At 61.7% G+C, this 26433-nt stretch carries 25 protein-coding genes; 12 read left to right on the top strand and 13 right to left on the bottom strand.

What is annotated here, in order from left to right; genetic code table 11:
- Positions 1–15 precede the first annotated feature (15 nt).
- Together AB8A27_RS20570 and AB8A27_RS20575 are read right to left on the bottom strand one after the other, a co-directional pair.
- Positions 16–1224, bottom strand: coding sequence for an NnrS family protein (locus tag AB8A27_RS20570; protein ID WP_441243514.1), 1209 nt, complete (start codon positions 1222–1224; stop codon positions 16–18).
- Positions 1225–1248: 24 nt separating this feature from the next.
- A complete protein-coding gene (locus tag AB8A27_RS20575; RefSeq protein ID WP_441243515.1) occupies positions 1249–1392 on the bottom strand; it encodes a hypothetical protein in 144 nt (47 codons plus the stop codon).
- Between the two features lie 128 nt (positions 1393–1520).
- Here AB8A27_RS20575 and AB8A27_RS20580 point away from each other — a divergent pair, with 128 nt between their 5' ends.
- Positions 1521–2228, top strand: a complete 708-nt coding sequence (locus AB8A27_RS20580) for a Crp/Fnr family transcriptional regulator (RefSeq protein ID WP_441243516.1) — start codon at positions 1521–1523, stop codon at positions 2226–2228.
- A gap of 5 nt (positions 2229–2233) precedes the next feature.
- Here the strand turns inward: AB8A27_RS20580 and AB8A27_RS20585 are convergent, their stop codons facing one another.
- On the bottom strand, positions 2234–3568 hold the full coding sequence (locus AB8A27_RS20585; RefSeq protein ID WP_441243517.1) for an ATP-binding protein: 1335 nt from the start codon (positions 3566–3568) through the stop codon (positions 2234–2236).
- Positions 3565–4230, bottom strand: a complete 666-nt coding sequence (locus AB8A27_RS20590; protein ID WP_441244970.1) for a response regulator transcription factor — start codon at positions 4228–4230, stop codon at positions 3565–3567. The genes AB8A27_RS20585 and AB8A27_RS20590 overlap by 4 nt, the downstream gene beginning before the upstream one ends.
- Before the next feature lie 354 nt (positions 4231–4584).
- On the opposite strand from AB8A27_RS20590, the gene AB8A27_RS20595 reads away from it, so the two are divergent.
- The 3 genes from AB8A27_RS20595 (at position 4585) to AB8A27_RS20605 (ending at position 9934) form a co-directional block, all read left to right on the top strand.
- Complete coding sequence (locus AB8A27_RS20595) at positions 4585–6891, top strand: TonB-dependent receptor (RefSeq protein ID WP_441243518.1); 2307 nt, start codon at positions 4585–4587, stop codon at positions 6889–6891.
- A gap of 165 nt (positions 6892–7056) precedes the next feature.
- The gene (locus AB8A27_RS20600) at positions 7057–8073 is read left to right on the top strand and encodes a Fe(3+) ABC transporter substrate-binding protein (RefSeq protein ID WP_441243519.1); all 1017 of its coding nucleotides are present in this window, start codon (positions 7057–7059) and stop codon (positions 8071–8073) included.
- A gap of 187 nt (positions 8074–8260) precedes the next feature.
- Positions 8261–9934 carry an ABC transporter permease gene (locus AB8A27_RS20605; RefSeq protein ID WP_441243520.1) on the top strand — a complete coding sequence of 558 codons (1674 nt, stop codon included), beginning with the start codon at positions 8261–8263 and terminating at the stop codon, positions 9932–9934.
- Positions 9935–9940: 6 nt separating this feature from the next.
- Here the strand turns inward: AB8A27_RS20605 and AB8A27_RS20610 are convergent, their stop codons facing one another.
- From AB8A27_RS20610 to AB8A27_RS20620, 3 genes are all read right to left on the bottom strand, one after another.
- Positions 9941–11005: an AI-2E family transporter gene (locus AB8A27_RS20610; protein WP_092145716.1), complete on the bottom strand. Its 1065-nt coding sequence runs from the start codon at positions 11003–11005 to the stop codon at positions 9941–9943.
- Positions 11006–11147: 142 nt separating this feature from the next.
- Entirely contained in the window at positions 11148–11798 is a 651-nt protein-coding gene (locus AB8A27_RS20615) for a 3-oxoacid CoA-transferase subunit B (protein ID WP_441243521.1), read from the bottom strand.
- A 28-nt stretch (positions 11799–11826) separates the two neighbouring features.
- Complete coding sequence (locus tag AB8A27_RS20620; protein ID WP_092145720.1) at positions 11827–12531, bottom strand: CoA transferase subunit A; 705 nt, start codon at positions 12529–12531, stop codon at positions 11827–11829.
- Positions 12532–12796: 265 nt separating this feature from the next.
- Between AB8A27_RS20620 and AB8A27_RS20625 the strand changes: the two genes are divergently transcribed.
- Positions 12797–14725, top strand: a complete 1929-nt coding sequence (locus AB8A27_RS20625; protein WP_441243522.1) for an AsmA family protein — start codon at positions 12797–12799, stop codon at positions 14723–14725.
- A gap of 9 nt (positions 14726–14734) precedes the next feature.
- Here AB8A27_RS20625 and AB8A27_RS20630 read toward each other — a convergent pair whose 3' ends face one another.
- From AB8A27_RS20630 to AB8A27_RS20645, 4 genes are all read right to left on the bottom strand, one after another.
- Positions 14735–15550, bottom strand: a complete 816-nt coding sequence (locus tag AB8A27_RS20630; protein ID WP_441243523.1) for an ABC transporter permease — start codon at positions 15548–15550, stop codon at positions 14735–14737.
- Positions 15550–16461, bottom strand: a complete 912-nt coding sequence (locus AB8A27_RS20635; RefSeq protein ID WP_441243524.1) for an ABC transporter permease — start codon at positions 16459–16461, stop codon at positions 15550–15552. The genes AB8A27_RS20630 and AB8A27_RS20635 overlap by 1 nt, the downstream gene beginning before the upstream one ends.
- A complete protein-coding gene (locus AB8A27_RS20640; RefSeq protein WP_441243525.1) occupies positions 16458–17624 on the bottom strand; it encodes an ABC transporter ATP-binding protein in 1167 nt (388 codons plus the stop codon). Before AB8A27_RS20640 ends, AB8A27_RS20635 begins: the two co-directional genes overlap by 4 nt.
- 65 nt (positions 17625–17689) lie before the next feature.
- Positions 17690–20356, bottom strand: coding sequence for a sensor domain-containing protein (locus tag AB8A27_RS20645; protein WP_441243526.1), 2667 nt, complete (start codon positions 20354–20356; stop codon positions 17690–17692).
- A gap of 190 nt (positions 20357–20546) precedes the next feature.
- Here AB8A27_RS20645 and AB8A27_RS20650 point away from each other — a divergent pair, with 190 nt between their 5' ends.
- On the top strand, positions 20547–21650 hold the full coding sequence (locus AB8A27_RS20650) for an NAD(P)/FAD-dependent oxidoreductase (protein WP_441243527.1): 1104 nt from the start codon (positions 20547–20549) through the stop codon (positions 21648–21650).
- 169 nt (positions 21651–21819) lie between these two features.
- Here the strand turns inward: AB8A27_RS20650 and AB8A27_RS20655 are convergent, their stop codons facing one another.
- Entirely contained in the window at positions 21820–22005 is a 186-nt protein-coding gene (locus tag AB8A27_RS20655; RefSeq protein ID WP_092145731.1) for a YdcH family protein, read from the bottom strand.
- Between the two features lie 250 nt (positions 22006–22255).
- On the opposite strand from AB8A27_RS20655, the gene AB8A27_RS20660 reads away from it, so the two are divergent.
- The 5 genes from AB8A27_RS20660 (at position 22256) to AB8A27_RS20680 (ending at position 25050) form a co-directional block, all read left to right on the top strand.
- Positions 22256–22462: a YdcH family protein gene (locus AB8A27_RS20660; protein ID WP_068728782.1), complete on the top strand. Its 207-nt coding sequence runs from the start codon at positions 22256–22258 to the stop codon at positions 22460–22462.
- A 310-nt stretch (positions 22463–22772) separates the two neighbouring features.
- Positions 22773–23024 carry a hypothetical protein gene (locus AB8A27_RS20665; RefSeq protein WP_441243528.1) on the top strand — a complete coding sequence of 84 codons (252 nt, stop codon included), beginning with the start codon at positions 22773–22775 and terminating at the stop codon, positions 23022–23024.
- 153 nt (positions 23025–23177) lie between these two features.
- Positions 23178–23459 (top strand): hypothetical protein, encoded by a 282-nt coding sequence (locus AB8A27_RS20670; RefSeq protein WP_441243529.1) that lies wholly within the window; start codon positions 23178–23180, stop codon positions 23457–23459.
- Positions 23456–23944 carry a 5-(carboxyamino)imidazole ribonucleotide mutase gene (purE, locus tag AB8A27_RS20675; protein WP_068728790.1) on the top strand — a complete coding sequence of 163 codons (489 nt, stop codon included), beginning with the start codon at positions 23456–23458 and terminating at the stop codon, positions 23942–23944. Before AB8A27_RS20670 ends, purE begins: the two co-directional genes overlap by 4 nt.
- Before the next feature lie 8 nt (positions 23945–23952).
- Positions 23953–25050 (top strand): 5-(carboxyamino)imidazole ribonucleotide synthase, encoded by a 1098-nt coding sequence (locus AB8A27_RS20680; protein ID WP_441243530.1) that lies wholly within the window; start codon positions 23953–23955, stop codon positions 25048–25050.
- Between the two features lie 26 nt (positions 25051–25076).
- On the opposite strand, the gene aqpZ is transcribed toward AB8A27_RS20680, so the two are convergent.
- A complete protein-coding gene (gene aqpZ, locus AB8A27_RS20685; RefSeq protein WP_441243531.1) occupies positions 25077–25799 on the bottom strand; it encodes an aquaporin Z in 723 nt (240 codons plus the stop codon).
- A gap of 282 nt (positions 25800–26081) precedes the next feature.
- On the opposite strand from aqpZ, the gene rpsU reads away from it, so the two are divergent.
- Complete coding sequence (gene rpsU / locus AB8A27_RS20690; protein WP_149532746.1) at positions 26082–26378, top strand: 30S ribosomal protein S21; 297 nt, start codon at positions 26082–26084, stop codon at positions 26376–26378.
- Positions 26379–26433: the final 55 nt, after the last annotated feature.

Raw genomic sequence — 26433 nt, forward strand, 5'->3', positions numbered from 1 at the left:
GCGGCCTTCTCCGATCTAGCGACTGAGCGCCATCGCCGCGTCGGAACGGCGCGGCTTGCGATAGCCGATCAGCAGTGGACCGAATGAGACGGCGAAGCCGATAAAGGCCGCGACCCACGTCAATGCTGCAACATGGAGCAGCGACGGACTGTAAGCCGGCGCGATCACGGCGCCGATCCGCGCCAGTGCCGCCACGATGACGGCAGCATAGATCATCAGCGTGGTGCGTGAGGCATGCAGTGCCTGGCCGGTATGGCCCAGCGTTGCCCGGCTCATGACAGCCAGCGTCATCACGCCGGCCGCACCTGCCATCCATGCATGCAGGCCGGCGCTGGGCGCGACCCATCCTGCTGCCGCTGCGGCATTCAGCAGGAAACCCAGCGGCACGAAAGCGTAACCGATATGCAGGATCAGCAGCAGGCCCTCGCCCGACGTACGATCGCCGGCCCAACGCGCAAGACGCGTGATGTGCAGCAAGCCGACCAGCGCGAGTGCCACTCCCGTTAGTTCGCCAAGGGGCCGCGCGATCCACAGAACCAACGCGGCGGCGCTGATGGCAATGACAACCATATCGAAACGCGCGAATGGCACCGGCAGCCGACCGGGATTCTCGCGCACCAGCCAGTTGCGGGTGAAGCTCGGAATGATCCGCCCGCCGATCAGCGAGATCAGCAAGACCACGACCGCGACGCCGATCCGGATGCTGACGTCCGCGGCCCCAGCAAGATGAGCTTCAACATGAAAAGCGATGTTGCCGACCAGCAGGAGTGCGACGATGCCCACCACGGGCAGATTGCGCCAGTTACGGCCCGCCGCGATCTCGCGGGTCGCAGCGGCGGCAACCAGCGTCAGGAAACTCACATCGATCAGCATCGCCGCGAGCCAGCCCGTATAGGCCGAAAATGTCAGGCAAATCCGTCCTGCGATCCAGAGGACGACCAGCCCGAGCAACGGCAGACCGCGGATCGGCAGTCGACCGGTCCAGTTTGGAATGGCCGTGAACAGAAATCCGGTGACGACGGCCGACATGAAACCGAACAGCATCTCGTGAATGTGCCAGTCGCGCGGCGCAAGACCGGTGGCCAGTGCCAGCCGGCCATGAAAGGCCGGCATCCAGATCAGAATTCCCAAACCGGCATAACACGCCCCGAGCAGGAAAAAGGGACGGAAGCCGGCCGAGAACAATGGCCAGTCGGCGATGGAACGAACACGAAGAGGCGTCATCGTCACTCTCCCGTTTGGAGCGCGTTACTTCGCAGCCACTTTCTCGAACAGCGCCGCGAACACTGTCTTGGCCTTGCCGGGATGGGTCACCGCCCTGGCTTCGGCTGCATTGGTTGGCGTACCGACACCACCGGTCCCACCATGCCCATGCCGTAATGCGGCGGGCATTTCGCGCCGGATGCGCCAAATTAGGCCTGCCGCCCGGCCTCCACATTGCGCCAGCGCAAACTTCCGCTTGATCGACGCCCGCAATCACGGTCTAGAAGTGCCCGGAATGGAAATCTGACGGAGAACGCATGTCGGCAGTCGACAGCTCCATGGTCGCGCATCTGCCACTGTTCGAAGGCCTCGACACCGCAGCCTGTGAGGCGATCCTGCGCGAGGCGCATTCGATCCGCGTCCCGAAGAACAAGGTGGTTTTCGAGCAAGGCGAGGACGTCCACTCGTTCTATCTGCTGCTCCATGGGCATATTCGCGCGACCAAGATGACGCCCGCCGGCGAGCAGGTGATCGTGCGCTATGTCGCGACCGGCGAGATATTCGGGATCGGCCAGGCGATCGGACTCGCGACCTATCCGGCAACCGCGACGGCGGTGGATGACAGCGTGGTTCTGGTATGGCCCACCACGGTCTGGACCCGCCTGGTCGCCGACTACCCCCTCCTCGCCGCCAACACACTCAAGACCGTCGGTAGCCGGTTGCAGGAGGCGCATACGCGCGTGGTCGAGATGTCGACCCAGCAGGTCGAGCAGCGCGTCGCCCACGCCCTGCTGCGGCTGGTGAACCAATCAGGCCGCAAGACCGCGCAAGGCGTCGAGATCGATTTCCAGTTGAGCCGTCAGGATATCGCCGAGATGACCGGCGCCACGGTGTTCACCGTGAGCCGCACGCTCAGCACCTGGGAACAGCGCGGGCTGATCGAAAGCAGCCGGCAGCGCATCGTGCTGCGCGACCCCGAGACATTGCGTACGCTCGCCAACGCTATTCCAGGTGACGACGCATAGCGCGGTTACGCCGCTTCGAATTGCCTGACGTCGTGCGACACGTCTCCGAGTGGAATCGAGACCGCAGCCCTGACGCCCTGGGCATCGCCGCGGTTTGCGATATCGAGGCTGAAGCCGTTACGATCCGCCGCCGTCCGGGCAATCGCCAATCCGAGCCCGGTGCCATCGATATCCATCGGCGCCGCACGGAAGAAGCGATCGTAGAGATACGGCACGGCGGATTCCGGTATCCCGCATCCGCTGTCGATCACCTCGATAACGAAATCCGTACCCCGGCGTGCGGCCTTGATGCTGACCGCGCCGCCGGCGCGCGTGTAACGCACCGCATTGTCGAGCAGATTCGAGACGATCAGCCGGAGATCGGCGGCACGGACATTCAATTCATCACGCGCCCCCGGTACAATCGCGAGTGAGACGCCCTTGGCCTCGGCGATGGAGACGAAGCCGGACACCACAAGCCGCACGAAGGCCTCGGCATCGACGACCTCGGCTTCGCTTTCGATGCCAGCATCGGCGCGCACCATTGTCATCAGCTGGTTCACCGAATAGGTGGCCCTTCGAATCCCGTCGAGCAGATCCTGCGCGATCTCACGTTCAGGCGGATTGAGTTCGCGCGATCGCAGATTATCGATCTGGATCTGCAGAGCCGCGAGCGGAGTTCGCAATTCATGTGCCGCGTCAGACACGAAGCGACGCTGGGTCTCCAGCGCGGTCTGATGTCGCGCGATCAGGGAATTCATGGCTGTCACGAGCGGAGCGACTTCGACCGGAACACCGGTCAGGCTGAGCGCGCCCTTCGCGTCGGTGCTGCGCTGGCCGATATCGGCCGACAGTGTTCCAAGCCCGGACAACACACGCTTCACGGCCCACCAGATCATCAACCACGCAATCGGGATAGCAACGATCAGCGGCACCGCCGCGCCCGCGGCCGCATAGGCGGCAACTTCCTCGCGCGCACTCCAGCGCTGCGCCACCTGGATCGCATGCGTCGCATCGCGCGACGTGAACACACGCCAACGCTCTCCACCCGCGGTCACGTCGGCATAGCCAAGTTCCGACTGAAACGGGATATCGACCGAAGGGCCTGAACGATGGATGGGCTGCCTCGATTGATCCCAGATCTGGATCACCAGCTGGTCTTCCAGCTCGGCATCGATCCGCGGCTCGATATCATGCCGGAACACCATGCCCGCCGTCAGCGCAACCTCGTGCAGAGCGTTGTCCTGAAAACTGTTCACCTCGTATTTGACGAAATAATAGGACGTGACCGATGCGGCGACGCCGACGACCATGAGCAGACCGGTGACATAGGCCATCACGGTCCTTCGCAGCGACGTCATGCGCCCTCCTTTGTCACCATCCAGCCCGCACCGCGGACATTGCGAACGATGTCCTTGTCGAATTTCTTGCGCAGCCCGTGAATCAGCACATCGACCGCGTTGCTCTGGACCTCCTCGCCCCAGCCGTAGATCCGGCTCTCGATCTGGCTACGCGACAGGATCTGCCCGGGGCGTTCCATCAAAGCCTGGAGCACCGCAAATTCGCGCACCGACAGCAGATGCTTGATATCGCGGAACGTCGCCACCTGCGTCGATGGATCCAGCATGATCTCTGCGGACGTCATCAGCGACACCACGCGACCATTGGAGCGGCGCGTGACTGCGCGGATTCGCGCGAGCAGGACCGGCAGTTCAAACGGTTTGACGATGTAATCGTCCGCGCCGAGATCGAGGCCCGCCACCATGTCGGACACGCCATCCCGCGCGGTGATGATCAGGGCCGGCGTCGTCATGCCTGCTTTCCGCTTCGCCTTGAGTACGTCGAGGCCCGACATCTTGGGAAGACCGATATCGATCAGTGCGACCGCATATTCCGACCGGTCCATCGCGGCGAAGCCATCACGGCCATTGCGCGCCCAGTCGACACTCATGCCATTCTCGCTCAGGCCGCGCACCAGCGCCTTGCCGAACATGGCATCGTCTTCGATCAGTAGTACGCGCATCATTCAATCTCGTGCCTGCGGGAAATTCGGAAAGCCAATCCTCGACAGGTCAGACAACATCAGAGGCATCTCGATATTCCCCTATCCCAGGTGTCGGCGACTGCAGCGCTTGCCCGGAGGCTAATGATCTGGCGCAGGCCAGCCGCCGCACCTCGTTTAGAACGATTACAAATTATATCGACGCCCATTGGTGCGCAGATCACACACCCTGGGCATATCCCTCGAAGTTCGATTTATTCTAAACGCCATCTAATTCGCGCCTAATACTCCGAATTGCAGATGTGTCCAAGTGTTTCCGGGGAAGCACAAGGACCGCCGGCATTTGCATGAGCGGAGAATATTTCAGGGGCAGTAATGACTTCCAGGACTTCTATCGGGGGGCGCGGCACGGCGGCGCGCAAGGCTTTTCTGATTTCGACGAGCGCGGCAGCCATGATCGCGACGGGATTTTGCATCGCAGAGCCGGCGATTGCGCAGAATGCAAATTCCGGCGCATCGACATTGCCACCGGTGCAGGTCGACGCTCCCAGCGCACCCCGCGTCCGCCGTGCCAAGCCGCAGCGCGCCGCATCCGGCCGCGTCGCCCGGACGCGCCCCGTTACGCCGCAGCCGGTTCGCCAGCCGCCGGTCGTTAACAATCAGGACGCCCGCACCGGTCAGGTCGGCTACATCACGCAAAGCATCTCGAGCGGTACCAAGACCAACACACCGCTCATCAATGTGCCGCAGTCGGTATCGGTGCTGACCAAGGATTTCATCAAGGATCAGGCTTTCACATCGATCGGCGAGGCCGTCCGTTATGTCCCCGGCGTCATCTATCATCAGGGCGAGTCACATCGCGACGACCTGGTGATCCGCGGTCAGCGCAGCAATGCCGATTTCTACACCAACGGCCTCCGCGACGACGTTCAGTATTTCCGCGACTTCTATAACCTTCAACGCCTTGAGGTCCTGAAGGGACCGAATGCGATGATCTTCGGCCGCGGCGGTGGTGGCGGTGTCGTCAACCGCGTCCTCAAGGAAGCCGACGGCACCACGATCCGCGAAGTGACGGTCGGAGGCAGCTCGTATCCAGGCGGCCGCACCTCGGTCGACATCGGCCAGGCCGTGACCCAGGACCTCGCAGTTCGCTTCAACGCCTTCTACGAGAACACCGATAGCTATCGCGACTTCGTCAATCTCGAACGTTACGGCTTCAATCCGACAGTAACCTTTGCACCGAACGACACTACAAAGGTCAAGCTGAGCTACGAATATCTGCACGACAACCGCACGGTCGATCGCGGCATTCCCTCGCAGCTCCGTCCGGGCGGAGCGCTACCGCAATTCGCCTACAACACCGCCTCCTCGACCTTTTTTGGCAATCCAAATGCGAATTACGCAGTTGCCGACGTCAACATCGCCAATGCCGTGATCGAGCATGATTTCGAGAACGGGCTGACCGTGAAGAACGCGTCGCAATTCGCGGACTACCGGAAATTCTATCAAAACGTCTATCCGGGCGGCGCGGTGAATCTCGCGGGCACCTCCGTCAATCTCAGCGCCTATAATAACGAGACCGATCGCCAGAATCTGTTTAACCAGACGGACTTCACCTACCGCGTGAATACCGGCCCGGTCCGCCACACCGTCATGTTCGGCGGCGAAGTCGGCAATCAGAGCGGCCTTGCTTTCCGGAAGAGCGGCTATTTCAACGGCGACACGACGCAGACCAGCCTACCTGTGGATCCCCGGAGCCCGACAAGTTCTGCTCCGGTCGCCTTCCGGAACACCGCGACAGACGCCAACAACACCTACAATCTGAATCTCGGCGCCCTCTATGTTCAGGATCAGGTCGAGATCACGCGATATCTTCAGCTGATCGGCGGCCTGCGCTTTGATCACTTCGATCTGTCATCACGCGATCGCCGCACTGGCGCAATCCAGACCCGCACCGACGACCTCGTGTCACCCCGTGCCGGTGTGATCGTGAAGCCGGTCGACAACGTCTCGGTCTATTACAGCTATGCAGTCTCTTACTTGCCGAGCTCGGGTGACCAGTTCAGCACGCTTTCACCGGGCCTCGTGATCGCGGAGCCTGAGAAATTCGTGAACAACGAAGTCGGATTGAAGTGGGATATTCATCCGCGCCTGCAATTCGCCACTGCGGTCTACGACCTGAACCGGACCAACCAGCGTCTGGCCGACCCCAACAATGCAGGCTTCTTCATCACCAGCGGCGCGACCAAGACGCGCGGTTTCGAAGCGTCCTTGGCCGGTTACATCACCGATGCGTGGCAGGTGACGGGTGGCTATGCCTATACCGATGCCCAGATCACAGGTGCGAACTCGACGACAGTGCTGCCGGGCAACCGCGTTGGCCTCGTGCCACTCAATACCTTCTCGCTGTGGAACAAGTACCAGTTCACCCCGCAATGGGCCGCAGCCGTCGGTGTGATCCACTACACCAATTTCTATGCGTCATCCGACAACACCGTGCTTCTGCCGGAATGGACCCGCGTCGACATGGCGGTCTACTACCGCTTCAACGAGCATTGGCGCGCACAGCTAAACATCGAGAACCTGTTCGATCGCGGCTATTTCGCCACGGCTGACGGCAACAACAACATCACGCCTGGCTCGCCGCGCGTATTCAGACTGTCGGCAACTGCCAACTTCTGAGACTAGGCATTTGGGGCCGCAGGTAAGCCGTTGCTTATCTGCGGCCCGCTTGTTCGGATTGGAATCAATCTAACCTTCGTCCACGCGACGTTCCGTCACTGACATTCGAGCGCCCGCTACGCTACTCATCTGCCATTGCCATCGCCCCCTTGCCGGAGCCATTTCATGATCAAGAATCACGCCCTTGCCACCGCCCTCGTCTTCGCCGCCCTTGGTGTTTCTGCGCTGCAGGCTGCCGAAGAGGTCAATGTCTATACCTATCGCGAGACCAAGCTCGTGCAGCCGATCTTCGAGGCTTTCACCAAGGACACCGGCGTGAAGGTCAATGTAATCTCGGCGAGCTCAGGCCTCGAGCAGCGCATGAAAGCCGAAGGCGCCAACAGCCCGGCGGACGTCCTGCTCACGGTGGATATCGGCCGTATCGATGAAGCCGTGCAGGCAGGCGTGACACAGCCGATGAAATCCGAGGTGATCGAGAAGATCGTGCCGGCGCAATATCGCGATCCCGACGGCCACTGGGCCGGCATCTCGATGCGCGCCCGCGTGATCTATGCGTCGAAGGATCGCGTCAAGCAGGACGCCATCACCTATGAGGAACTGGCCGATCCGAAGTGGAAGGGCAAGATCTGCATCCGCTCCGGCCAGCACATCTACAATAACGGCCTGTTCGCCGCCTATGTCGCCAAGCACGGCGAGGCCAAGGCCGAAGAATGGCTGCGCGGCGTGAAGGCCAATCTGGCGCAGAAGCCATCCGGCGGCGACCGCGAAACCGCCCGCGACGTCGCGGCCGGCAAATGCGATCTCGGCATCGGCAACACCTATTACTGGGCGCTGATGATGAATGCCGATCCCGACAAGAAGCCATGGGCCGAGGCCACCAGGGTGATCCTGCCGACCTTCGAAGGCGGCGGCACCCATGTGAACCTGTCCGGCGTGCTGCTGGCCAAACATGCGCCGAACAAGGCCAATGCCATGAAGCTGATCGAATGGCTCGCCGGCGAGCATGCCCAGCAGGTCTATGCCGACGCCAATTATGAATATCCCGTGCGCGCCGGCATCGCCGTGAACCCGACGATCGCCGGCTACGGCAAGCTCAATGCCGATCCGATGCCCATCTCCAAGATTGCCGCCAACCGCAAGGCCGCGTCGACGCTGGTGGACAAGGTCGGGTTTGATAATTGAGCCCGGCTATTGCTCCGTAGGCTGCGATGATACACAGCCTATCAGTATGTTGTCCCCGCCCCGTGTGCCTGCAACGCACACGGGGCAGAGACCCATACGCACCGAACTTTCGGTAGGACGCTGTGGCTACGGCAATTTCTGACTTACTTCTCCTGGGGGTATGGATCCCCGCCTTCGCGGGAATGACATGCGGAGCGTACCCACGCGAGCATGCACGCCCGTGAGGCCTTCCCGCACTGAAGCGCTCGCGATTCTCGTCGCAATTGCCACCGCGCTGCTTGTGGCTGCGCCTGTCATCAGCATTGCGCTACTCGCGCTGCAGCCGGAGCCTGAGCTTTGGCAGCATCTGATCGCCTATGTGTTGCCGCAAGCGTTGCGCGACACCGCAGCCCTCCTGATCGGCGTCGGTATCGTCACGCTCATGGTCGGTGCCGGCACCGCATGGCTCGTCTCGGCGCATGATTTCCCCGGCCGCGCGCTGATGCTCTGGCTCTTGCCGCTGCCGCTCGCGATTCCGACCTATCTCGCCGCTTACGTCTATGTGGACCTGTTCGAGCCCCTGGGCCTCGTCCATCGCGCATTGGCAACGACACTGTCGTTGCCCGGTGCGATCGGATGGCTGCCGAGCCTGCGGTCGTTGCACGGCGCCATCTTCGTGATCGGCATCGTGTTGTATCCTTACGTCTATCTCTCTGCCCGTGCGATGTTCCAGCATCGCAGCGCCGATTTTGCTGAAGCCGCGAAGATACTCGGTGCGGATCGCTGGACGACGTTCCGCCGTGTCTCGCTACCGATGGCGCGCCCCGCCCTCGCTGTGGGCCTCGCGCTGGTATCGCTGGAAACGCTGAACGATATCGGCGCCAGCGAATATCTGGGCATTCGCACGCTCACCGTCTCGGTTTTCACGACCTGGCTCAATCGCGGCAGCCTTGCAGGTGCTGCGCAGCTATCATTGTTCATGCTCGCCATCGTCGGGGTGCTGATCGCCATCGAGCGCTTCGGCCGCCGCGCAGGCAGCGTGGAATTCTCTTCGGAGAACCCAAGACTGGCACCGCGCACGCCTTTGACGGGCGTACGCGGATGGCTTGCTTTCACCGCCTGTCTCCTCCCTGCCCTGCTCGGCTTCGCTGTGCCCTTGCTCTATCTGCTGCGCGAGAGCCTGCGCCGCGGTCTGCTATCGATGGACACGACGGTGTGGCGCGATGCAGGCCACACCATTGCATTGGCCGCAATTGCCACGGGAGCCGCGCTGCTTCTCGGGCTTGTCGTGATCGTCGCTCAGCGCTGGCGTGCCTCGCGGCTGACCAACCTGTCGCTCTCTATCGCCCAGACCGGCTATGCGCTGCCCGGAACGGTGCTGGCGCTGGGTCTGCTGACGCCGGTCCTGTTCGTCGACAATGGATTCAGCATGCTCGCCGGATGGCTCGGTCTCGCATCGCCCGGGCTTGTCATGATCGGCTCCGGCGCCGCCGTGGTGACCGCCTATGTGATCCGGTTCCTGGCGGTGCCGACCGGATTCATCAAAGCCGGATTCGAACACATCCCCGTCGATTACGACGACAGCGCCCGTGCCGCCGGCGCACCCGCAATCACCACACTGCGCGTGATTCAACTGCCGCTATTGCGCCCGGCATTGCTTGGCGCCGCCATCGTGGTCTTTGTCGACTGCCTGAAGGAGCTCCCGGCAACGCTGCTGCTGCGACCGTTGAATGTGGAGACACTCGCGACATCGATCTATCAATATGCCAGTCGCGGCAGTTTCGAAGAGGGCGCTCTCGCCGCACTGCTGATCGTCGCTGCGAGCATCGGTCCCGTTGTGTGGCTGACGCGCTTCGCCGACGTGCCCAGCGGACCAGTCTAGGGCCAGCTAGACGGCTGAGACCTGACCGCTCTTTCGCGACTCCGCGAAGATCGCCCAGGCCGCGACGAACATTGCAGCGATCACGGGACCGACAACAAAGCCATTGAGGCCCAGCGCATCGATGCCCCCGAGGGTCGCGATCAGCACCAGATAGTCGGGCAGCTTGGTGTCCTTGCCGACCAGCATCGGACGCAGGATGTTATCGACCAGACCGATGACGAGGAATCCATAGGCGATCAGGATCACGCCCTGAACGACGGAGCCTGTTGCCAGCAGATAAAGCGCGACCGGCATCCAGACCAGACCGGCACCCACCGCCGGCAACAGCGACAGGAACGCCATCAACACGGCCCACAGCAATGCGGCATTGATGCCAAGGATCCAGAAGATCAGCCCACCGAGCGCACCCTGTGCCAGCGCCACCAGAATGCCGCCCTTCACCGTGGCGCGGATCACCACCGTGAACTTCTCCATCAGATCGTCACGCAGCTCCGGCCGCAGCGGAATGGCATTCTTCACACGCTGCGACAACGCCTCGCCATCCTTGAACAGGAAGAACAGCAGGTAGAGCATGATGCCGAGATTGATGATGAAATCGAAAGTGCTCTGACCGATATTGAGGGCCTGTGACGCGAAATACTGACTCCCCTTTACAAGACCTTCGGTCAGTTTCTCCTGCATGCCACCGAGATTGGCGACGCCAAAGCGCTCGAGCAGGCCCTTGGCCCATTGCGGCAGCCCGTCCAAAATCTGCTGGATGAAGGTCGCCAGGTTGAACTGGCCCGACTTCATCTTGCCGACCACGACGGCCGCTTCCTGTGCCAGCGATGCGCCAACCAATGTCAGCGGCAGGATCACGATCAGCACGATCAATCCCACGGTGAGCAAGGCCGCCGAGTTTGGATGGTTCGGCATCCGGCGCTCCAGCCGCCCATGCATCGGCGCGAACATGATCGCGATGACGACGCCCCACAGGATCGCGCTGTAGAACGAGCTCATGATCCAGCCGAAGGCCAGCGTGACCACGACGATCAGAAGCAGGAAGAAACGGTCTTCGAGACTGGCGCGCATGTCGGCTTCCTAGAGCATGATCCGGGGAAGTGGAAACCGGCTTTCCGAAAGATCATACTCACTAAAGAGATGAAGGCAGATACTAACACGAATGCCCGGCACAAGGCCGGGCACCATGTCAACGTTCGGAGCGCGCAATCGTTCAGGTATTGGTCAGCGCGACCCGGAATTCAGCTTCCGTCTTTTCCTTGACCTCATCGAGCGTCACGCCGTCGGCGAGTTCGATCAGGGCCATGCCGCTATTGCCGGTCTTGTCGATGGTGAAGACGGCCAAGTCGGTGACGACCATGTCGACGACACGCTCGCCGGTCAGCGGCAGGTTGCAGGTCTTCAGCAACTTGGCGCCGTCCTTGGCCGAATGCTCCATCACGACGACGACGCGCTTCACGCCGGCGACGAGGTCCATCGCACCGCCCATGCCCTTCACCATCTTGCCGGGGATCATCCAGTTGGCGAGGTCGCCATTCTGGGCCACCTGCATGGCGCCGAGGATCGACAGGTCGATATGGCCGCCGCGGACCATGCCGAAGGAATCGGCCGACGAGAAATAGCTGGTGGTCGGCAGTTCGGTGACCGTCTGCTTGCCGGCATTGATCAGGTCCGGATCTTCCTCGCCCTCATAAGGGAACGGACCCATGCCGAGCATGCCGTTCTCGCTCTGCAGCTGAACGTCGACACCTTCGGGAATGTAGTTCGACACCAGCGTCGGAATGCCGATGCCGAGGTTTACGTAATATCCGTCGCGCAGTTCTTTAGCCGCGCGCGCTGCCATTTGATCACGGGTCCAGGCCATCGTTCTCTCCTGTTTTTGCTTTTAGCGGTTACGCGGGACGCTGACGCGAGGTGACTTTTTCGATCCGCTTCTTGCCGGTACCAACCTCGACAATGCGCTTCACGAAAATGCCCGGCGTATGAATGTGATCCGGATCGATCTCGCCGGCCGGCACCAGATGCTCGACTTCGGCAATGGTGATCTTGGCGGCGGTCGCCATCATCGGGTTAAAGTTCCGGGCGGTCTTGCGATAGACGAGATTGCCGGCGGTATCGCCCTTCCAGGCGTGCACGATGGCAATGTCAGCGAACAGTCCACGCTCCAGCATGTAGGTTTCGCCATTGAATTCCATGGTCGGCTTGCCTTCGGAGATCAGCGTGCCAACGCCAGTCTTGGTGTAGAAGCCGGGGATGCCGGCGCCGCCGGCGCGGATACGCTCGGCCAGGGTGCCCTGCGGGGAGAATTCGAGTTCCAGTTCGCCGGCCAGATACTGCTGGGCGAACAGCTTGTTCTCGCCGACATAGGACGAGATCATCTTCCTGATCTGGCGGGTTTCCAGCAGGCGGCTGAGGCCAATGCCGTCGACGCCGGCATTGTTGGACACCACGGTCAGATCCTTGACCCCCGAATCGCGCAGGGCGTCCGAAAGGTCCTCGGCAATGCCGCAGAGGCCAAAGCCGCCGGACATGATCATCATGCCGTCCTTGAGAATGCCGTCGAGTGCCGATTTGGCGTCGGGGTAGACCTTGTTCATGGGAAATCGACCTGATGAAGGGAATGCGCTGAAAACCCCGCGGGCGCGGGCGGCTATGTCTTGGATTATTAGGCGGAAACTCCGCGGCAGGTCAATCGCGGGGGACTGCGACGCCGTCACCCCTCCTATGGCCTTGAAAGCGTCAAGAAAACCCTTCAAATTGAGGGTCTTGGACGTGGGCGCACACGGATGCCGCCCACTGTATGTGACCACCACCAACCCGGATAGTTCATTGACGAGTGCCCAAGGAATAAGACGCCTGGGGATGCCGATTGTGGCGCTCCTGGGCGTCGCGCTGATCGGGCTGTTCGCCATGTCGTGGTTGCTCAACCGCGACGCGCTGCGCCATGCCGTGGAGGCACAGATCCGCGCCGTGACCGGGCTGGACTTCGTCGTCAATGGCGCCGTGGATGTATCCGTCTTTCCAGGCAGCTATGTCTCGTTTCACGATGTCGGCCTGAAAGGCGGCGGGTCCATCGATCCCGCTTTGACGGTCGATGTGCTGACCGCTAATCTGCGGCTGTTGCCGCTGCTGCTGCAGCGCTTTGAGATCGCCGACATGATGATGCTGCGTCCGCGCATCCGGGTGATCCGCGAGGCCTCCGGCGACAGCAACTGGACACCATTCATCGAGTCCATCGCCCGCACCATGAAACCGGGCGCGGAGCAACCGCTGTCGTTCTCCGAAATCCGGATCCAGGACGGCGTCCTGCATTATCAGGATCCGCATAACACCGAGCGTCTCGGCGACATCGACCTCTCGCTGGCCTGGCCATCGATCTCACGCTCATTCGCGGCAACCGGCCAATTCGACTGGCGCGGCGAGCGCATCGACGGCAGCCTCAGCATCAGCGACTTCATTGCGGCGCTGTCCGGCGAACGCTCCGGCCTGAAGGCCCGCATCGCGGGTGCGCCGATCAAGCTCGCCTTTGACGGTACTGTTGCCAACCGCGCCAGCCTGGTCATGGAAGGCACGCTGACCGCTGACAGTCTCTCTTTGCGCAATGCGCTGCGCTGGGTCGGCCAGGCACCGCCCGGCTCCGGCGGTTTCGGCCGCTTTGCCCTGAAGGCGCGTGCCAGCCTGGTGGGCCCATCGATTGCACTCACCAACGTCAATGTCGAACTCGACGGCAACAGTGCCGAGGGCGTCATGACCTACAGCAACACCGGCCGCCAGACGCTGCAGGCGACGCTGGCTGCCGGCGCGCTCGATTTCACGCCCTATGTTTCGACGGTGCGACTTCTGGCCTCCGGCGCGCGTGACTGGAATCGGCAGTTGTTCGATTTAAACGCCCTGTCCACCACCGATCTCGATATGCGCCTGTCGGCCGCCAAGGTCACAGTGGGTTCCTCCGTGCTCGGCCGCACCGCGCTCGGCGCCAATCTGCGCGGCGGCACGCTGGCGCTGTCGGTGGGTGAAGCGCAGATGTATGGCGGCATCGTCCGCGGTTCGTTCAACATCGCCCATTCCGACGCCGTGGCCGATGTGAAGGCCCAGTTCCAGTTCAGCGATGTCGACTTGCAGGCCTGTGCCAGCGATCTGTTCGGCGTCAACAAACTTACCGGCCGCGGCAATCTCAGCATGATGCTGGAGGCCTCGGGCTCATCGCCCTTCGGTCTGGCGCAATCACTCGACGGCACTGCGACCCTGACCGGTCATGACGGCGCCATCAGTGGCTTCAACGTCGAACAGTTGCTGAAGCGGCTGGAGCGACGTCCGCTGTCCGGCGCCGGCAATTTCCGCTCGGGTTCGACGCCGTTCAACACCCTCAACATGTCCGTGAAATTCAACGACGGCATCGCCACCGCACAGGATATCCGTATCGATGGTCCCGCTGCGAAACTGACGCTGACCGGTACCGCGTCGGTGCCCTCGCGTGAATATGATTTCAAGGGCGTTGCCAGCCTTACCGCTCCCGCCAGCGGCACCGGTGGCTTCGAACTGCCCTTCGTGATCCAGGGCCCATGGGACGATCCGTTGATTTTTCCCGATCCGGAAAGCCTGATCCGCCGCTCGCCGGGAGCAGCACCCTTGCTGGATGCCGTGAAGGATCGCAAGACGCGCGACGCGGTACGTTCGGTCATCGAGCGCTTTACGGGCGGACCGAAGCAGCCAGCGCCGGATGCGAATGCGGACAAGCAGGCCGATACGCCTGCGGCAGCAGCCCCACCCGACGCGGCAAAAGCGAACTAGGGTCGATCCTTATAGCGGCGCGGCGCTTTCGCCGCGCGTGCTTGACAGTTTCGACGCCAACGACGCCATCACGATGACCACGGCGATGAAGCCGACGATCAGCGTGCAGATGGCATTGATCTCCGGTTTCACGCCGAGGCGCACCTCCGAATAGATCCGGATAGGTAGCGTCGCCGAGCCCGGGCCTGTCGTGAAGCTGGCAATCACGAGATCGTCGAGCGACAGCGTGAAGGCCAGCATCCAGCCGGCGGCAATGGCCGGCCAGATCAGCGGCAAGGTCACAGCCAGGAAGGCACGGAGCGGATCGCGGCCGAGATCCATCGCCGCTTCCTCGAGGCTGCGATCAATCCCGGCGAGGCGAGATTGCACCACGACGGTGACGAAGCACATAGTGAGCGTGGTGTGGGCGATCGTCACCGTGACAAGGCCGCGCCCGGCATCCAGCGCAACGAACAACAGCAGCAGCGACAGGCCGGTGATCACCTCGGGCATCACCAGCGGTGCATAGAGCATCCCGGACATCATCGTCCGGCCGCGAAATCCTGCGCCACGCGTCAATGCAATAGCTGCCAATGTGCCAAGCAGCGTCGCCAGCGTTGCTGACACGACTCCCACGCGAAGACTCATCCAGGCCGCATCCAGCATCGCGCGGTCGTTGAACAATTCGGTGTACCAGCGCGTCGACCAGCCGCCCCACACCGTTACCAGCCGCGAGGCGTTGAACGAATAGATGACCAGAATGACGATCGGCAGATAGAGAAACGCCAGACCGAGCATCAGGGATGTGATGTTAAAGCGCGACAGGCGGAGCGGATGCACGGCCATCAGCGCGCCTCCAAATGCCGGCGCTGCAGCCGGTCATAGACCAGCAACGGGACCAACAGCAGTCCGAGCAACACGATGGCCGTGGCAGAGGCGACCGGCCAATCCTTGTTGGTGAAGAATTCGAGCCACAGCGTCTGGCCGATCATCAACGCATTCGACCCGGCGAGCAGATCGGGAATGACGAATTCACCCATGATCGGGATGAAGCACAGCAACGCACCGGCGCCGACGCCGCGCCAGGACAAGGGAACTGTCACCAGCCAGAATGCGTCGATGCGCGAGACGCCGAGATCGGCGGCGGCTTCGATCAGCGACGGGTCCTGCTTCGCCAGCGTGGCATAGAGCGGCAGGATCATGAAAGGCAGATAGGAATAGACGATGCCCAGATACATCGCACTGTCGGTGGAGAGCCACACGACCGGCGTCGATACGATATGCAGCGCCAGAAGGACCTTATTGAGCAAGCCGTCATGCTGCAGGATGTTGATCCAGGCATAGATGCGGATCAGAAACGAGGTCCAGAACGGCACAATCACCAGCATCATTGCGATGCCCTGCCAGCGCCGCGGCAGACGCGCCATGCCATAGGCGATGGGATAGCCGACCGCGAGCAGGATCAGGGTCGATACGACGGCGACGAGAACGCTGCGCAAATAGGATGCGAGATAGAGATTGTCCGACACAAGCAGCCGGAAATTATCCAGCGACAGGGCGGCAAATGACGCCTTTAACCCGGCGATTCCTTCGGACAGACCGAACACCGGCAGATAAGGCGGCTGCGCAATCACCGTCTGTGACAGGCTGATCTTCAGCACGAAGCCGAACGGCACCAGAAAGAACAGCACCATCCAGACATAAGGCGGGATCGCAGCGCGCCGCGCCGGCGCCGCGAAGATGCGACGCCCGCTCATTGAACCAGCACCACACAATCATCGGGAGCAAACCATGCCGCGACGTGCTCCCCTATCGAATAAGCATCGACATCGAGCCGCGCCGTGTTGGCGAGGGCCACCCGCAATGTGGCACCACGGTCGAGCTTCACTTTGTAGAGCGAGCGACCGCCGAGATAGCCGACGTCGGAAATGACACCCTCGAGGCTGTTCATGACGCCGCTATTGACGAGGCCCGTCGCCGGCCCGCGACGCGAGAGCCGGATCTTCTCCGGGCGGATCGCAACGCAGATGACCGCATCGCCGACAGGTTGGCGCGGCTCGACCGCAAACAAGGTTCCTACATCGCGGCCTGCAATGGTCAAGCGATGACCGTCACGGTGCGTGATCCCGCCTTCGATGATGTTGATGTCACCGACGAACTCCGCGATCCAGCGCGATGCTGGCGCCTCATAAAGCTGCCGCGGCGTCGCTACCTGTTGCAGGCGGCCACCATGCATGACGCCAATTCGGTCCGCCATGGTCATCGCCTCCTCCTGATCGTGGGTGACGATCACGAAGGTCGTCCCGAGCTGGCGCTGCAGCGCCATCAACTCGACCTGGGTTTCCTCGCGCAGCTTCTTGTCGAGCGCTGCCAGCGGCTCGTCGAGCAGCAACAATTGCGGATGCCGCGCCAGCGCCCGGGCGAGCGCCACGCGTTGTTTCTGGCCGCCCGACAATTGATCCGGCCGGCGTTTCTCCAGTCCCTGGAGCTTGACCAGCGCCACCATCTCGGCGACCCGCGTATCGATGCCGAGACGCGTCAGGCCAGCGCTCTTGAGACCGAAACCGATATTGTCACGCACGTTGAGGTGCGGAAACAGCGCGTAGTTCTGAAACATCATGTTGACGGGCCGCTGATGCGGCAATACCGCGGCGATGTCCTCGCCGTTCAACTCGATCTTGCCCGTGTCCGGCGCTTCGAAACCGGCCAGCATGCGCAGTAACGTGGTCTTGCCACAGCCGCTCGGCCCGAGCAGCGCGAAGAATTCGCCGGCCTTGATATCCAAGGACAGATTGTCCACTGCGCTATGCGCGCCGAATGCCTTGGTGACGCCATCGATCCGCAGCAAGGGCGTGGGATAGGCGATGACCGGCGCATCGCTGGCCGCTGGATCCGCGACTGTCGCAGTGAGATTCGTCATAACCGCAAGCTAGCCGCGGAACGCCGCGGGCTCAACAGCATCAGCGCTTCGCAACGGTCTGGCGCTCAACCAGCCTTGCGAGCGACGGATGTCGCGGCAATCCGTCCGACCAGCGTAGCATATTGCGCAATCGGAGCAGGACGCCCGATGAAGTAACCTTGTACGCCGTCGCAGCCTTCGCTGGCGAGGAAGCAGAGTTGCTCGTGGGTCTCGACGCCTTCCGCAACGATCGCGACGTCGAGGCCATGGCCAAGCCCGATGACCGCGCGCACGATGGCGGCGGACTGCGGATTGAGCCCCAGATTGATCACGAAAGCGCGGTCGATCTTGATCTTGTCGAACGGGAATGCCTGCAGATAGGTCAGCGAGGAATAGCCGGAGCCGAAGTCGTCCATCGAGATGCGCACACCGAGCGCCTTCAACCGCCGCAGCAACGCGACGCCGCGATCGAAATCCTCGATCAGCACGCCCTCAGTGATTTCCAGCTCAAGCCGGCCGGGCTGCAGGCCGGTTTCGAGCAGGATCGAATGTACGAGGCCGACGAGATCGCCGTGCATGAACTGCGCGGGCGACAGGTTGACCGCGATCTGCAGCGGGACCGGCCACGAGGCAGCCTCGAGACAGGCCTGACGCAGGATCCACTCGCCCATCTCGACGATCAGGCCACTTTCCTCGGCCAGCGGAATGAAGTCTCCGGGCGGCACAAAACCGCGCGTCGGATGAATCCACCGCGCCAGCGCCTCGAAGCCTGTGATATCGGCATCGACAACGGTCTGGCCGGCGCGTGCCTGGGGTTGGTAGTGCAGCGACAATTCGCCATTGCGGATCGCAGCCGAGAGATCCTGATGCAGCACGCGGCGATCGCGCAGTTGCTGATCCATCCCGGGCTCGAAGATGCTGATCGAACCGCGCGACTGCGACTTGGCGCGGAACAGCGCGGCACCGGAATTCGCCAGCAGGGCTGCGGCGTCGCTGCCATCGCGCGGGAAGAGCGAGATGCCCGTGGTGACGCCTGTACGCACCGACTTGCCCTCGATCGGGAATTCCTCCGCAAGGGCCGCGGAGATCCGCTCTGCGATCAACAGCCCGGCCGCAGGCTGCGCGCCGTCGATGATCACGCCGAACTCGTCACCGCCGAGCCGCGCCACAACGCCACCGCCTACGGCCGCATCGATACGACGCGACACTTCGATCAGCAGCTTGTCACCGATGGCATGGCCGAAGACATCATTGACCTCCTTCAGGCCGTCGAGATCGATCGACAGCACCGCGAATTCCTCGGAGGTCTCGCTACAGGCATCGATCATCTGCGACAGGGCCTGCAGGAACGCCGGCCGGTTCGGCAGATCGGTCAGGCCGTCGTGATAGGCCATATGCGCCATCCGGGCCTCGGTCTGGCGGCGGTCGGTGACGTCCTCGTGAGTCTTGATCAGATATTGCGGCTCGCCTGCGTCGTCGAGCACAGTGACCCGCCGGGTCAGGAACAGCCGCAATCCATCGCGCGTGCTGATCGGGTGCTCTTCCGCAATCGGTGTTCGCCCCCTGATCGCCGCCTGATCCCGGCTGACGATCAGCTTTGCTTCTTCCGGGCGAAGCATTTCGGGAACGGTCAGACCGATAGCGTCTTCGCGCTTGCGACCCAAAATGACTTCTGCGCCGCGATTGGCGAACAGATAACGGCCGGTGCTGATCTGCTGCACCATCAGCGACACAGGAATGTTGTCGAGTACAGTCTCAAGGAATTTCTTGGCGTTCTCCAGTTCCTTGGACAGCGATTTGCGGTCGGTCACATCCTCAAACAGTGCAATCAGGAATGCTGGCTCATTGCGTTCATTAAAAGCAATCACACGATTGCTATCCAGCGTGCGGACGTCCGAACCGACCTCCACATTGAACTCGCTGCGACACTGACTGCGTGTTTCCACGGCCAGGGCGTCTGCCTCGGCAATCGCCTTCGCAGACTTTGTAGAGAATATCTGATCCGGTCGCTTGCCGACGATCTGATTACGCGAGAGCCGGGAGAAGGTCTCAAAAGCCCGGTTGGCGAAGATATAACGGCCATCGTCAATGGTCTTGGCCGCAACACAGATCGGGACGTGATCCAAGACAGATTCAAGGAACTGTTTGGTGGTCGCGAGCTCGCGCTGCAGGAAGCGCTGCTCGGTGCAATCCTCGTGGATACCGATGGCGCCGCCATTGGGAAGCCGGCTGAACTTGACGTGAACGGATTGCCCACCGGGCATTTCGGCAATGTACTCGCCGGCGGAAACAGTCTGTTCGTAGAAGCTCTGGGTGTTCAGATCGAGCTTGCCACGCTGGCGGCGCAACTCACGCAGTCCTGGACCGGTGATGTCCTTGGTGATGTCGGCGCGCGTCAGGTCGTAGATCTCAAGATAGCGATCGTTGCAAAACACGACCCGCTTCTGGTCGTCGAGCATCACGATGCCTTGGCCGAGATGATTGAGGGCAGAACCGACAAACGCATTGCGACGCTGCTGCTCGCGACGCACGTTGCGCAACGCCGAGGCGACCCACAGCACGATGGCGGCGAGAAATGCCAGCGCGACAAATCCGCCGATGAGGATCTGCCAGATCATTTGCGGATCGAGTTCACTGATATAATGAACCGCCGGGGATTCTGCGCGGGCTCCGGTAATGCTGCCGAGAAGGCACGCGACCGCGATGACGGACATTGCCGCCTTGCTGTCTGATCGCCCGATCTTGCCAGTCATTACACACCCGCGTATTCGCAGCGGGAGTGTTTGGTTACAGGTATGTGGATCAGGTAAATGCGTATCGTCGCACCTGCAGAATGCGGCGAAATTTGGTGGTAATTAGCTGTGATGCTTAATGTTTTACTAATGCGCCACATGCGCAGGGTCGAACCGCGGATGATCGGCACAGCAAACTATCGGACGCGACATGGACAAGGTTGAATGCGTGGTGGTGGGCGCCGGCGTCGTGGGTCTTGCGATCGCCCGGCGACTGGCGGAAGCGGGACGCGAGGTCATCGTGCTGGAGGCCGCGGATGCGATTGGTACCGTGACCTCGTCGCGCAACAGCGAGGTCATCCATGCCGGCATCTATTATCCGGCCGGCAGCCTGATGGCGCGGCTCTGCGTCTCTGGCAAACAGGCTCTCTATGATTATTGCCGGGATCGCGGCATCCCGCATCGCAACTCCGGGAAACTGATCGTCGCCACACGTCCGGAGGAGATCGCCAAACTGGCGTCGATCAAAGCGCATGCCGAAGCCAATGGCGTTGCTGACCTCACGCATTTGTCAGGGACAGAGGCACGGGCGCTGGAGCCGGCACTGGCTTGCGAAGCCGCGCTGTTGTCCCCCTCCACCGGAATCGTCGACAGCCACAGCTACATGTTGTCGTTGCGCGGTGAGGCGGAAGCCGCAGGCGCGGCCTTCGCATTTCTCGCGCCGCTGGAACGTGGCCGGGTCACCGCCGACGGTTTCGAACTGGATGTCGGCGGCGAGGCTCCGATGACACTTGCCTGCGACATGCTGATCAATTCTGCAGGCCTGTCTGCGACCGCGATTGCACGCATGCTCGATGGCATGCCGCTCGATCTGATTCCGCCCGCTTATCTCGCGAAAGGCTGCTACTTCAGCTGCAATGCAAAAGCACCGTTCTCCCGGCTGATCTATCCCGTGCCGGAACCGGGCGGCCTCGGCGTGCATCTGACGCTCGATCTGGCCGGCCAGGCGCGCTTCGGCCCTGATGTCGAGTGGGTGGATCACATCGACTACACGGTCGATCCGGCACGCGGCGAGAAGTTTTATCCGGCCATCAGGCGCTACTGGCCGGATCTGCCGGACGGCGCATTGATGCCAAGCTATTCCGGAATGCGGCCAAAGATCGTGCCGCCCGCAGTCGCGGTGCAGGACTTCATGATCCAGGGTGCCCAGACCCATGGCGTGCCCGGCCTTATCAACCTGTTCGGCATCGAGTCACCGGGGCTGACATCGTCCCTGGCCATCGCGGACTATGTGGCTGACATGGCGGGACATTGAACGCGAAGGGTTGCAGGCGAAGCGATCCAGGCCAACCGAATAACTGGAGCTTCGTCGCAAACCTGTCGCGGGATCAAGGAAAGAGGTCATCGCACCTACGTAAAAGCAATGACGTAAACGGCGATGTCGATACTGTGATTTATCGTTCGCTGATCAGTGCAGCCGTTGATTAATGCACCGTGTCGCTGGCGCCATTTTTGAGACGCTGGATTTCGTCCCTGACCATCAGTTTTCGACGCTTGAGTTCGACGATGCGGAGATCGTCGGTAGACAGGTGCACGAGCGCTTCGTGCAATTCGCTTTCGAGAACCTTGTGCTTGCGTTCCAGTTCGACGAGATGCGCCTGTAGTGCCATTCGAAAACTCCTCGGTAGGATTGAACCTCAGGATACGTTCGGTTGGACGATGAATTCTACATGACAGTGGACATCTGTCGATGGGTATTGAAAAGTGTATGTTGAGTTTCAGGTATCGTCTGAAACGAATCGTGGCCTGATTTGCGCCGCAAAAAGCTGGAACCGGACGGCTTGCGTGGTGTGCCCGCACCGGCGATAGTGATTCTAGAAATCCCTCGCAAATAACTTGCGAATCCAGTCAGCTAGAAACATGAACGACGACGAAGATCGCGAACTCCCGTTAGAACTCGCCCGATTGCAGCAGGAACATCGCGACCTCGACGCCGCTATCGATGCCTTGCAGCACTCACCGGCACCCGATCTTTTGCGGCTGCAACGGTTGAAGAAGAGGAAGCTTCAGCTGAAAGACCGCATCTCGTTCATCGAAGATCAGATCACCCCGGACATTATCGCCTGAGACAACACGTCACGCTGTGGCTGTGGGCTTACGAGCGGCCACGACTGCAGCCCGATGCATGACGATCAACGGATCGGCTTTCTTTGCATCACGCCTGTTGGTTGATCTTTCACTAACGTCTTTGTCTGGATGGGCGACGCGAACCGATCGCGATGACGACGCCTACGGGGCAGCCTGACACTGTCGCAGCGCGAGCCGGCTTCGGCGGATAAAGACACCCCACGGGAAGGTCGCGCACAGGGCGCCGAGCTTGACAGAAGAACAAAATAGGAACAAACTTATCGAGATCAATCGACTCGCGAGCACGCCCATGGCTGACATCACCTATTATGTCGCACTGCCCTTCCTGCAGGACGACTCCGGTTCGCTGGCAGCCGGTGCTGCCGAGGAATGTCAGAGCGCATCTGGCGCCATCCGCCGCGCCGAACTCTTGTCCCGTGCGCCAGGCTCGATCGGCGCACTGGCCTTCAGCCGTACCGGCGATCCGATGATCGGCGAATTCGGCGACGCTCAGGTGATCCGCTCCTTTGGCGAAGTGCCAAGCGACCTCAGCGCGTTGTAAAGACGTCAACGGTGACGATCGGCTAGCTACACTTCCGCAGGTCACGCGGTCTTGCGCACATGCGTCGCCTTGTCGGCGCGGACCAACACGGCTTCGCCATCGGCCTCAGGAACCAGCAGCGCGACACCTGCGGAGGCGCCGGCTGACACGTTGATGTCGCGCAAGACGAAAGTGAGCTGGTCGATCGCGGCGTCAGGCAGCACCCGGCTTTTCGGCAGCGACACAAGCGCCCTGGAACCGCGCAAGGCAGACTTCATCGAGCGTTTGACCGACTTTGCGGCAGGCCTTCGGGTTTTCTTTTGCATGGGATTTGTTACAAGGCTTGCCAGTCTTCACCAAGACGAGATCGTGTTTGCCACGCTCCTTGCCACGCAAGGGGACGACATTGTATTTCCAGCCTATCTTTCTGGATTCGCGAAAGAAAATACGGAATGACCGCGCCCGTCGCCATTATTATGGGAAGCCAGTCGGACTGGGAAACCATGCGCCACGCCGCCGAAACGCTGACTGCGCTCGGCGTATCCCATGAGGCACGCATCGTCTCGGCCCACCGTACGCCGGACCGGCTGGTCGCATTCGCCAAGGGCGCCAAGGCAGCGGGCTTCCAGATCATCATTGCCGGCGCCGGCGGCGCTGCGCATTTGCCCGGCATGGCTGCGGCGCTGACGGAACTGCCCGTGTTCGGCGTGCCCGTGGAATCCAAGGCGCTGTCCGGCGTCGACTCGCTCTATTCGATCGTCCAGATGCCGGGCGGCGTGCCCGTCGGCACGCTGGCGATCGGCAAGCCCGGCGCGATCAATGCGGCACTGCTCGCGGCGAGCGTGCTGGCGCTGCACGACACGGCACTGGCGACAAAGCTCGCTGCCTGGCGCAAGGCGCAGACCGATGCCGTGGCTGAAAAGCCGGAAGGTGCGGCGTGAGCGCTGTGGTGACGAAGGTTCTCAAGCCCGGCGATACGATCGGCATTCTCGGTGGTGGCCAGCTCGGTCGCATGTTGGCGATGTCCGCAGCACGCCTCGGCCTCCGCTGTCAGGTTTTTTCACCGGATCCGGATTCGCCGGCTTTCGATGTCGTGCAGAACGCGACATGCGCTGAATATGCTGATGTCGAGGCGCTCGAACTGTTCGCCAGCGATTGCGACGTCATCACTTACGAATTCGAGAACGTGCCGGCCGCCACCGCGATGATCCTCGACGCGCGGCGCCCGGTTCTGCCCGCGCAGACAATCCTGCAGACCACGCAGGATCGTCTGGCCGAGAAGGATTTCGTAACGTCACTGGGTATCGGCACAGCCGGTTACGCAGGCGTTGCGAATGCTGGCGAGCTTCATGCAGCGGTCAAGAAGATCGGTCTGCCAGCCGTCATCAAGACGCGTCGCTTCGGTTATGACGGCAAGGGTCAGGCAATCATCCGCGAGGGTGACGACCTCGATCAGGTCTGGAAGGATCTAGGCACCAACTCCGCGATCCTCGAAGCCTTCGTGCCGTTCGAACGCGAGGTCTCGGTCATCGCCGCACGCGGCGCCGACGGCCATGTCGAATGTTTCGACGTCACCGAAAACGAGCATCGCGATCACATCCTGAAATTCTCCTATGCGCCCGCGCGCATCTCCGACACGCTTGCCGCAAAGGCACGCGAGATCGCCGAGAAGATCGGCACCGCACTGGGCTATGTCGGAGTCTTTGCCGTCGAACTGTTTGTGGTGCCGGGCCAGAAGGACGCCATTGACGGCGCGACGCTTGTCGTGAACGAAATTGCGCCGCGCGTGCACAATTCCGGCCACTGGACGCTCGATGGCGCCTCGGTGTCGCAGTTCGAACAGCACATCCGCGCCATCGCTGGCTGGCCACTCGCCAAGCCCGTCCGCCATGGCCAGGTCACGATGATCAACCTGATCGGCGACGACATTCTCGACTATGGCAAGTGGCTCACCGTCCCCGGCGCCACCGTGCATCTCTATGGCAAGGGCGCGCCGAAGCCCGGCCGCAAGATGGGCCATGTGGTTGAGGTGAAGCCGGCCACGTAACGACGCCGGCTTCGCCTCCTCATTCGTCAGCTGGCCGCCTTGCCTTCCACTACACCAGCGGGCTCGTCACTCAGCCAGCGATAGATCGCGCCGCCGAGAACGCCGCCAACCAGCGGCGCCACCCAGAACAGCCACAACTGCTGCAGTGCCCAGCCACCGACAAACAATGCCGGCCCGGTGCTGCGCGCCGGATTCACCGACGTGTTGGTGACTGGAATGCTGACAAGGTGGATCATCACCAGCGCAAGCCCGATCGCCAGCGGCGCGAAGCCCGCAGGCGCCTTGCCGTGCGTGGAACCCATGATGATGAACAGGAACATCATGGTCATCACCACTTCCATGATGAAGCCCGCCACCATGCTGTATTTGCCGGGCGAATGATCGCCGTAACCGTTCGAGGCAAAGCCCTTGGCAAGGTCGAAACCGGCAGCGCCGCTAGCGATGACATACAACACGGCCGCCCCCGCTATCGCACCGACGACCTGCGCAATCACATAAGGCAGAATCTGGCCGGTGGGGAAACGTCCGCCCGCTGCAAGGCCCACGGTGACCGCAGGATTGAGGTGGCAGCCCGAAATGTGGCCAATGGCATAGGCCATGGTCACGACGCTGAGGCCGAAGGCCAGCGAAACGCCGACGAGACCGATACCGACCTGCGGAAATGCTGCCGCGATGACGGCGCTGCCGCAGCCTGCAAATGTGAGCCAAAAGGTGCCGATCAGCTCGGCCGCGTATTTTTTCCCATTCATAATGCTCTCCGGTCGTAATCGGCGTCCCGGCTGAGTCGCCACGGGAATTATGCGTCCGTGCTCCAATACCTGTCGAGACAGGGAACCTGCCCTATCCCCACTCGAAAAAATTCGGAAAAACAGGCTATTCTCCCGGCCCGGAAGGTTAAAATGACGGCGCCGGAAGGTGGACATTCGCCATTTCATCTGGTACATCGGCGCCCTTGAGGTTAAGGGCATGGCCTTTGTCGGCCCTTCACTTTACCGAAATTCAAATCCGACCAATTGAAAAGAGGATGCCGCGTGCAGGTTCTCGTTCGCGATAATAACGTCGACCAGGCTCTCAAGGCGCTGAAGAAGAAGATGCAGCGCGAGGGTATTTTCCGCGAGATGAAGCTCCGCGGTCATTACGAAAAGCCCTCTGAGAAGAAGGCTCGCGAGAAGGCTGAAGCTGTGCGTCGCGCACGCAAGCTGGCTCGCAAGAAACTGCAGCGCGAAGGCCTGCTGCCGATGAAGCCGAAGCCGGTGTTCGGCGCGGGTCCTGGCGCCGAGCGTGGCGGCCGTCCCGGCGCAGGCGCTGCTCCGCGCGCACCGCGCTAAGCTCGCTTCATCATTCGAGTTCGATAACGCGGGCCAAGGCCCGCGTTATTTTTTT

The organism is Tardiphaga sp. 768_D3_N2_1 (assembly GCF_052076105.1).
In the GTDB taxonomy this organism is placed as follows: Bacteria; Pseudomonadota; Alphaproteobacteria; order Rhizobiales; family Xanthobacteraceae; genus Tardiphaga.